Annotated in this window: 3 protein-coding genes; 1 reads left to right on the top strand and 2 read right to left on the bottom strand. The window is 29.3% G+C overall.

Going from position 1 to position 4,420, the window contains the following annotated elements:
- Nucleotides 1–647: Crp/Fnr family transcriptional regulator (locus Q0V15_RS12045; protein ID WP_297439346.1), on the top strand; the 647-nt coding region annotated here is incomplete at its 5' end.
- 512 nt (nt 648–1,159) lie between these two features.
- Here Q0V15_RS12045 and metG (Q0V15_RS12040) read toward each other — a convergent pair.
- Together metG (Q0V15_RS12040) and metG (Q0V15_RS12035) are read right to left on the bottom strand one after the other, a co-directional pair.
- Nucleotides 1,160–2,701 (bottom strand): methionine--tRNA ligase, encoded by a 1,542-nt coding sequence (metG, locus tag Q0V15_RS12040; protein ID WP_297439344.1) that lies wholly within the window; start codon nt 2,699–2,701, stop codon nt 1,160–1,162.
- Nucleotides 2,702–2,895: 194 nt separating this feature from the next.
- Nucleotides 2,896–4,420, bottom strand: a 1,525-nt coding sequence (gene metG, locus Q0V15_RS12035) for a methionine--tRNA ligase (RefSeq protein WP_297439342.1), incomplete at its 5' end; no start/stop codon positions are given.

The raw sequence follows: 4,420 nt of genomic DNA, 5'->3' as shown, positions 1-4,420 counted from the left end.
AGTCTAAACTATTTTGCAATTTTTCAAAAGAAGAACTACAAAATTTAAAAGCTTCAAAAAACTATTTTATAAAATCATACAATGCAGATGATGTTCTTTTTATAGAAGAAGAGGACTGTGAACATTTAAGTATTATCTTAGATGGAAAAGTTGAACTACAAAAATTAGATGTACATGGAAATATTTTAATAGTATCATCATTTGAAACTGGTAACAGTTTTGGTGAAGCATTACTATTTGGTGATAGACATTTATACCCAATGTCACTTGTAGCTAAAGAATCATGCGTTGTAATACACATACATAAAGATTACATATTCAAACTTTGCCTAGAGAGTGAAACATTCCTTAGAGAACTACTTAGATTATTCTCTAATAAAGCTCTTATACTAAGTTCAAAATTAAAACAAGTAAGTATGAACTCTCTTAGAGAAATGATTGCACACTTCCTTGTAACAAAATATAACCAAACTCAAAATCCTATTATTACAACACATATGAGTAAAAAGGAATGGTCAGAAAAGTTAGGTGTAAGAAGACCTTCTCTTTCAAGAGAGCTTATGAAAATGAAGGAAGAGGGACTTATAGAGTACAACAGAAAAGAAATTCATATAAAAGATATAGAAAGATTAGAAGAATTTATATAGAAGATATTAAGCTGATATTAGTCTAATATTCAACAAGTTGTTTCAATTCTATAAACTTTGTTCACATAAAGTTTATATTTGTCATACAAACGACACATTAATCCTGTATATTAATAAATGTAACGTAGCTAAAACACTAATTTAATTTTACCCCTTAAATTGAACATGCTTAGGGTTCGTCCCCCTTACACAGACCCTAAGCAATGTTTCTTTTCACCAAGTAGACCTAGGTAACGGAAACCTAGGTCTTTTTTTTATATTTTTTTACAAATTGGTTACTTTATAATTACTTTATAATTACTTTCAGTATATGACACAATTCTGCCATATTACTACGTTATATTAGTAATTGTAACGTAGCTAAAACACTAATTTAATTTTACCCCTTAAATTGAGCATACAAGGGAATTGTCCCCCTTAAACAGTCCCTTGTATGTTTCTTTTCACCAAGAGACCTAGGTAACGGAAGCCTAGGTCTTTTTTTATACTTTTTTATTTAAATCAAAACTATTTTACTTTCTTTTTTTCAAAATATATAATTCCTCATTAGCTTGTTTTGTATCTATTCTTGAAAATAAAAAACCACCCATTGTTATATTTATATTTTCAAGTTCTTCAAATTTAAAATTAATCTTATCTATATTGAGCATCTTTCTTATCTTATCAGCAGTCTTTGGAATTATAGGCTCTAAAAGATTTCCAAGTGTACTAACAACTAAACTACAATTATACATAACTTCTTTACACCTATTTGGATCATTCTTAAATAAAATCCATGGCTTTTCATTATCAAAATAGTTATTAGCATCTACTGTAAGTTTTAAAATTTCATTTATAGCAATATTTATATTTCCAGCCTCAATACACCTTGAAACTTTTTCATAACTTTTTACTATCATACTCTCAATAGACTTATTAACCCTTTGCTTACCTAAAGAACCTTCATAATATTTATCAATAAAACTAAGTGTTCTATTTATAAAATTACCATATGTCCCAAGAAGCTCGGTATTATTTTTATTTATAAATTCTCTCCAAGTAAAATTAGCACCTCTATTATTAAGTCCTGTACTTAAAAGATAATATCTTATTACATCTGAATCATATTTTTTAATAATATAATCAAGCCAAACAACCCAATTTCTATTACTTGAAAACTTCTTACCCTCAAGTTCCATATGCTCTGATGATAAAATTCTAATATTACATTCTTCATATCCAAGCCCTGCTACTATACAAGGCATAACAACGCAGTGGAATGGTATATTGTCTTTACCATGTAATAAATAGATTCTAGCACTCTCTGTATTCCAATAATCAGTAAACTCTTCATTTCTTTCTTCTATTATTTTTTTTGAAGCACTCATATATCCCATAACTGCCTCTATCCATACAAAAACTTTTTTATCAGTAAAATTTTCTATTGGAATATCTATTCCCCATTCAATATCTCTACTTAAAACTCTATCACGAAGTCCTTCATCTAAATATCTTTTTGTAAGTTTTAAAGCATTGTCTTTCCAACCTAGTTCCTTACTTATAAGCTTCTTTAAATAATCTTCAAATGTTGATAACTTAAAAAACAACTTATCCACAGTTTCATTCTTTAAAACTCCATCACACGAAGTATGTTTATTATTTTCAATAAATCTATCTCCTACTTCTTCATTACACTTATAACATTTGTATACTTCAACTTCTTTTGAATATATAAGTCCCTTTTCACTTAAAATTTTTATAAATTCCTTAACTGTTTTTTCATGGTATTCCCCACTTGTTTTAGCAAAGTTATCAAATGAAAAATCAAGTTTTTCAAAGTCATTCTTAAACTTTTCATGATAATAATCACTCACAAACTTTGGAGATTTTTTTAGAACATTAGCTTTTTTTAAAACAAGTTCCCCATGACAATCTGAACCAGACACAAAAACAACATCATCACCCTTAGCTCTATGATATCTTGCTATTGCATCACCAGGAAGCCAAGCTGAAACTCTTCCTATATGAAGTGGACCATTTGCATATGGCCATGCATTTCCTACAACTATTTTCATTATTACCCCCACTTTACCATTTTTTAAAATTTTCACTAATTATATTTTATTATATAATCACATCAAATACTTATTATTTTTATATTAACTTTTCAGTAAATCGCTTATCATATTTTTTAAATCTAAATAAATCTTTATACAGAAAAAACTAACCAAAGATAAATATCTTCGGTTAGTTTTATATCTAGATTAAATTATCTAACTTGGCTTCCTGTTTTCATTTCACCAGGATTAACAAGAATTAACTCTGAATCATCAGATGGAGCCGCAGCTATAATCATCCCTTGTGATAATTCACCTCTTAATGTTACTGGTTTTAGGTTAGCAACTAAAACAACATACTTACCAACTAGTTCTTCTGGCTTATAGTGCATTGCTATTCCTGAAATTACTTGTCTTTCTTCTCCTGCTAAATCAACTTTAAGTTTAAATAACTTCTTAGCTTTTTTAACTGGCTCACACTCAAGAACTTTAACAACTCTTAAATCTATTTTTTCAAAATCATCAATTGTGATTTCTTCTTTTATAGGATTCTTTATAACTTCCTCATTTACTGCTGACTTAGCTTCTTCAAGAGTTTTAAGTCTTAACTCTTCAAGTTCAGCAAGTTTAGCTTCAACATCTATTCTTGGGAATATAACATCACCTTTTTCTACAACTGTTCCAGCTTTTGTTCCATCAAATGATGATAAGCTCTCCCATGTTGTCACATCATTTTTAAGTTGTGCATTCATTTTCTCACTTGTTGATGGTAAGAATGAAGAAAGCATAACTGAACTAAATCTTAATGATTCCATTAAGTTATACATAACAGTTCCAAGTCTTCCTTTATTCTCTTCATCCTTAGCAAGAATCCAAGGTGTAGTTTCATCAATATATTTGTTTGTTCTACTTATAAGCTCCCAAATTGTAGCAAGTGCTTCTGGAATTTTATAGTTTTCCATGAAATCTTCAACTTTCTTTGGTGCTGCAAGAGCCATATTTATTAACTCATTATCTATAGCTTCCTTAGCAATTGGTGCTGGCATAACTCCATCAAAATACTTACAAACCATAGCTATTGTTCTTGATAATAAGTTTCCAAGGTCATTAGCTAAATCTGCATTTGTTTTCTTAATGAATGTTTCATTACTGAATAATCCATCTGAACCAAATGGTATCTCTCTTAATAAGTAATATCTAACAGGGTCTATACCAAATTCATTAATTAAAACAACTGGGTCTACAACATTCCCTTTAGATTTTGACATTTTACCACCTTCAACAAGTAACCAACCATGTCCGAATATTTGCTCAGGTAATTCTTCACCAAGAGCCATAAGCATTATTGGCCAGTATATTGTATGGAATCTTAAAATATCTTTACCTATTAAATGAACATCAGCAGGCCAGAATTTTTTATATAAAGTATCATCTTCTTGACCATATCCAAGAGCAGTTATATAGTTTGATAACGCATCTATCCAAACATATGTTACATGACCTGGATCAAATTCTACTGGAATCCCCCAGTTAAAACTTGTTCTTGAAACACATAAATCTTGAAGACCTGGTCTTAAGAAGTTATTAAGCATTTCATTTTTTCTTGATTCTGGTTGAATAAAGTGTGGATTATCTTCAATATGTTTGATTAATCTATCCGCATACTTACTCATTTTAAAGAAATAAGCTTCCTCTTTAGCAGTTTCAACTGGTCTTCCACAATCAGGACAGTTTCCT

The sequence above is a fragment of the uncultured Clostridium sp. genome, from assembly GCF_947036855.1.
Classification (GTDB): domain Bacteria; phylum Bacillota; class Clostridia; order Clostridiales; family Clostridiaceae; genus Sarcina.
Note: the sequence above shows the minus strand (reverse complement) of the source record. Positions and strands in the feature narration are given on the sequence as shown.

Excerpts from the sequence above, each read along its gene's own strand:
- metG (WP_297439344.1), bottom strand. The coding sequence starts at position 2,701 with ATGAAAATAGTTGTAGGAAATGCATGGCCATATGCAAATGGTCCACTT.